Origin of the sequence: Zavarzinia sp., from assembly GCF_041650655.1 — a bacterium.
GTDB lineage: Bacteria > Pseudomonadota > Alphaproteobacteria > Zavarziniales > Zavarziniaceae > Zavarzinia.
The window spans coordinates 1-4,374 of the sequence record NZ_JBAZKR010000184.1 but is presented as its reverse complement, the minus strand read 5'-3'; the positions used below and the strand labels follow the sequence as shown (position 1 = coordinate 4,374).

Below are 4,374 nucleotides of genomic sequence, written 5' to 3'. Positions count from 1 at the left end.
CATCGAGAAGTTCAGCTTGAGCCACGGCTGGCTTCGCAGCCGCGCGGGCGCGTGCACGTCCTCCCGGCGAGGATCGAAGTGCACTTGCACGACGCCCAGGGCCAGCAACCGCTCGAACTCGGATCGCTTCGGGTTCATGTCGCCGCCGTCCAGTCCGCGAACGTCACGTCGCCCGTGGCTCCCCGGAGCGGCATGATCAGCATCCGCCAGCGATCCTGGGCGTCGAAAAGCGCCAGCGGGCCAAGACTTGCGTCGGGCTGCACGATCACCTCGCTCTCGACGATCACCGCCCGCAGGTACGACGCCAGCCGCGGCAGCGGGATCACCTTGCCCGCCAGGTCGGCGTGCCGCGGCGTGACGATCTGGCCGGCGCCCTCGCACTTGCCGCACTGGTGACCGGATCCGCAGTCGCACTCATGCGTGCCGGCCCCGCGGCACGTCTCGCACTGCTTTTCGTCCTGCAACGTCTGGCCGTTCAGCCACCGCAGCAGCGCCGTCAGCCACACGCGGCCCGCTTCCCTCGCCGGATCCAAGGCCGGGATCACCCGCTCGATCGCCACGTCGCCGATTTCCAGATCGAGATCCGGATCGCGCCACAGCAGCGCGGCGTGACCGTCGGTCACGACGCCCCACGCCACGCCGTCGATCTGGCGACGGAAGGGCAGCGCAACCGCGTCCCGGCCGCGACCGTGATTCCCCAGCCCATGGACTGCCGTACTCACGATCATCGGCTTCACCCCTTGATGATCGCCCGGGCCCGGGCGATCTCGGCTTCGTGGGCGGTGCGTTCGGCGGCCCGCTTGGCGTTGTAGGCGACCGTCCGGGCCGCTCGTTCTTCCCGTTCCCGCAGCCACCGCTTGCTTTCGCGAAGGCCAGCCGCTGCCTCGCTGACGATCCCGATCAACCCGGCGGCGCACAGCGCCAGGACGGCGATCGTGATCCAGGCCGCCGTGGTCATCCGGCCACCTCCGGCGCACGCAGCAGCTCCGGCGTGATCAGCATGCCGCCCTGGCAGTGCGGGCAGGCAACTTCGACTTCCGGCAGCAGGCGGCGGAACGCGTCGACCTCCCGGCGCAGTTGCGGGATCAGCGTGGGCGTCCACTGCCGCGTCTGCGGGGCCATGCCGGCCCGCAGCAACACCCCGTCCAGCTCTTCGACCCGGGCCCGTTCCTCGAGGTGCATCGCCATGGCAAAGATCGCCTTGTGGATCTCCGCCTCGCTCGCGCCGTTGATCCCCATCGTGTCGGCGTCGCCACCCAGGCGGGAAAGCACGTCCAGCAAGGCGGATCGCGCGCTGTCCGGGGCGGGCGTCGGATCCTTCAGCCCCGCGATCGCTGCCAGGAACGCGGGCAGGGCCGGCCCGGTGCTGTCGAACGTCAGGCCCAAGGCTGCCGCAAGCTGGCCGCGTTCGGCGTCGATCTCGTTCAGCAGCCGCGTCTCGTTCAGCCCGGCGACCCACGCCACGATCTCGTCGCGGATCTTGTCCGCCGGCGCGTCCTTCAGCCGCACCGCCCGCGCACCCAGCCCCAGCCGGCCCAGCAAGTCCCCCAGGACCGCCGCAGCCTCACCGGCGGGGGCAGGGGCGGCAGCAACCGCCGAGGGCGCCACGGGGCAGCCAGGGGCCTCCCGACGCAGCCGCGGGCCGCCCATCGCGAAGTCCAGCGCCCAGGCGCAGTCTTCCAGCAACGTGTCGGGCAGCGTGTCCACCGGCTGATCCAGCGCGATCGTGCCGTCGGGCCCGAACTTGGCGTCGAGGATCCGCGTCTTGCCTTCGCTGTCCGTCACGCACGGATCGATCTTCACCTTGCCGCCTTCCCACAGGCGCACCGTCCACGTCTTGCCCGCGCTCCACACCTGAGCTTCGATCATCTGATCCCCCGGTAGCGTCACCTCGTGATCGCCAGCTACCCGCGTTGGCCCGCAGCGCACCAGGATCGTCCCCGTCGCGCTCCGGTCCTGGTACGTGATCCAGACCAGCTTGCCTGCCGGCGGATCGTCCAGATCCACGTCGTTCACCAGATCCGGCGGGCTGCGCATCAGCGGATCCGCAATGCGGATCGTGTCGACTTCAGCCAGCCGCGGCGGCTGCGTGTCGTTCAACCGGCAGCGGACGAGATCGCCCACGAACATCCACCGGTGACCGGCCACGCGCACCTCCCGCGAAGATCCTACGCGGGGGACGGTGGCTGTGCTCCGGTTACGGATCGAACAGGGATCGTTGCGTTGCGCCGAGGCAAGCGGGCGACAGCCACAGGCGCTCCCGGCTGGCGTTCGCGCGCCCGTCACCGTCGCCCTGTGATCCGTACCCGCCGCGCGCCTTCCACTCGACCGTTTGCCAGCCCGCGGGCGGGGCGAAGGTGCCCGCGTACCCGCACAGGACCACGCGCACGTTCGGGCGGCTGCCCACGTCTACGGCGTAGGCGCACACGTCAGCCCACAGGCTCGCCGTCGCACCCGCCTCGCTGCCCGCGTAGAGGTCCATGCCTTCGGCATAGGGCGGGTCGAGCACGATGCCAACGGGAGGCGTGCCCGCGCGCAGAACGCTGTCGCCGCAGACGCGGGACCAGTCGCCGCACGCGACGCGCACGCCGCGCAGGCGGTCGGAGAGGGCGGCGAACCACTCCTGGATCCCCTGCCCCGCGTTGCTGAGGTGCGGCAGTTTCCGGTGGATGCCCATCCCCGCGTTGCCGAGGTCGTCGCGCTTCACCAGCCGCTCGCCGTCCGTGGTCCATGGTCCGTCGCCAGCGCACCAGCCCGACCCGATCCAGCAGCACGCGCCCCAACACCACCAGCCCGCCGCCTTCGCGTCGTACCAGTCCGGGTCGCTACACAGGCGCTCCGTCAGGCTCTCGCGCTGCCCGATCAGCCACAGGTGCCGCGCGTGCAGGTCGCACTCGTTCACCGGCCAGTCCGCGAACCGCGCGACGGCTTCCGGGTCCGCAGCCACCGCACGCCAGAAGTTCGACAGCAACCCGTCCGCGTCGTTGACCGTCTCGACGCCATGGCGCTTGCCGGGGCGGGCGAGCAGCACCGCAAGCGATCCGGCGAACGGCTCGACGTAGCAGCCCACGTCGCCCAGCGCCTGCCAGATACGCGGCGCGACCGTGCGCTTGCCGCCGAAGTAGGGCATGGGGGCAACAATCTGCATTCAGTCGAGATCCCGCGTGGCAACCACGCCGTCGGTGCGGTTCAGGGATTCGACGGCGGACTTGAGCCGCTTGACCGTCGACGCGATCCACGGGTTGCGGTACCAGCCGCGGGCCGCGTCGATCAGATCGCCAGCCTTGCGCAGCCGTCGCTTGAGCCGATCGATCTCCGCCGCGTCACCCTCGAGCGGGATCGGCTTGGGCGGCGGGGGCGGCGGGGGCGGCGGCAGGTTGGCGAGGATCTTGATCATGTCCGGGCGGATGCCCTTGGCGATCGCGGCTTCGGCGTCGGCGGGGAAGCGGATCATCGTCTCGCCGGTGCGCACCGCCCGCTGGTATTCCCGGCTGTAGCAGCGCTGGCACAAGCCCGTGCCGTTCGACGGTAGCTGCCGGCACTTCAAGGCCTGGTGACAGATCCAGCACAGCGGGCCTTTCGCTTCCCCCACGGCGCACTCGGCAGCTTGCATCACGCCTCCCGGATCAAGTTGCCGGAATCGTAGCACCATCGATCGAAGCGTGGCAGTAGGGGATCAGCCGCGCTTCGGCATCCAACCGATCGGCGCGTAGAAGCCGCGATCCACCCGCTGGATCAGGCCGGCGCGGCTGGTCTTCGCCAGCTCGACTTGGATCCCGTTGGGGCTCGCCGTCGGGCGGATCTTGCGGACCGCCTCGACCAACGCCACCGCGGCGATCGGAATGGCCGCGCTGGTTTCGACCGCCCGCAACAGCGCCGCGCGGATCGTCAGATCCACCGTCGGCGGGGACTCGCGCTTGCGGGCCACCTTGCCGCGGATGCTGGCGCCTTCGGCGCGCCCGCGGCGGCACAGCTTGCACAGGCCGTCGCCGTCGTCGGCGGGCGACAGCCCGCACGCGGTGCAGATCGGCGCGGGGGCGGGCTTGCCCTGCATCGTGGCGTACACCTCGCAGCCGCTGCACTCCTTGCCTTCCGGGCAGTCCACGCAGTCGACGCCGGATCCGGCCCGCTGCTGCATGTCAGCTTTGCGCCGACGATCCGCGATCTTCTGTAAGGCCGGCGGCAGCTTCGGCCCGGCGAGGTTCACTTCGCACACGGCGGGCGGTGCCGGCTGAGCTGGCGGATCAGGCAGCATCTCCACCGGCACGTCGATCTCGGCCGGCGGCTCCGGCGCGACGGTTGCGTCCGAACGTCGGGCGATCGCCCGATCCAGCCGATACCCGATGCCGACCCGGCACGCCCAGTCCTTGCAGG

6 protein-coding genes are annotated in these 4,374 nt (G+C 70.8%); all 6 read right to left on the bottom strand.

The features are described 5' to 3' along the window. Positions 1–134: 134 nt before the first annotated feature. Complete coding sequence (locus WC493_RS21830; RefSeq protein WP_373068494.1) at positions 135–728, bottom strand: hypothetical protein; 594 nt, start codon at positions 726–728, stop codon at positions 135–137. A 5-nt stretch (positions 729–733) separates the two neighbouring features. Next, positions 734–958 carry a hypothetical protein gene (locus WC493_RS21825; RefSeq protein ID WP_373068492.1) on the bottom strand — a complete coding sequence of 75 codons (225 nt, stop codon included), beginning with the start codon at positions 956–958 and terminating at the stop codon, positions 734–736. Next, positions 955–2,124, bottom strand: coding sequence for a hypothetical protein (locus tag WC493_RS21820; RefSeq protein WP_373068490.1), 1,170 nt, complete (start codon positions 2,122–2,124; stop codon positions 955–957). The genes WC493_RS21825 and WC493_RS21820 overlap by 4 nt, the downstream gene beginning before the upstream one ends. Positions 2,125–2,197: 73 nt before the next feature. Continuing rightward, entirely contained in the window at positions 2,198–3,148 is a 951-nt protein-coding gene (locus WC493_RS21815; protein ID WP_373068488.1) for a DNA adenine methylase, read from the bottom strand. After that, positions 3,149–3,613: a hypothetical protein gene (locus WC493_RS21810; protein WP_373068486.1), complete on the bottom strand. Its 465-nt coding sequence runs from the start codon at positions 3,611–3,613 to the stop codon at positions 3,149–3,151. A 63-nt stretch (positions 3,614–3,676) separates the two neighbouring features. Further along, the coding region (locus WC493_RS21805) for a hypothetical protein (protein ID WP_373068484.1) at positions 3,677–4,374 on the bottom strand (698 nt) is incomplete at its 5' end.

Coding starts and splice junctions, on each gene's coding strand:
- WC493_RS21825 (WP_373068492.1), bottom strand. CDS start 958: ATGACCACGGCGGCCTGGATCACGATCGCCGTCCTGGCGCTGTGCGCC.
- WC493_RS21815 (WP_373068488.1), bottom strand. CDS start 3,148: ATGCAGATTGTTGCCCCCATGCCCTACTTCGGCGGCAAGCGCACGGTC.
- WC493_RS21830 (WP_373068494.1), bottom strand. CDS start 728: ATGATCGTGAGTACGGCAGTCCATGGGCTGGGGAATCACGGTCGCGGC.
- WC493_RS21810 (WP_373068486.1), bottom strand. CDS start 3,613: ATGCAAGCTGCCGAGTGCGCCGTGGGGGAAGCGAAAGGCCCGCTGTGC.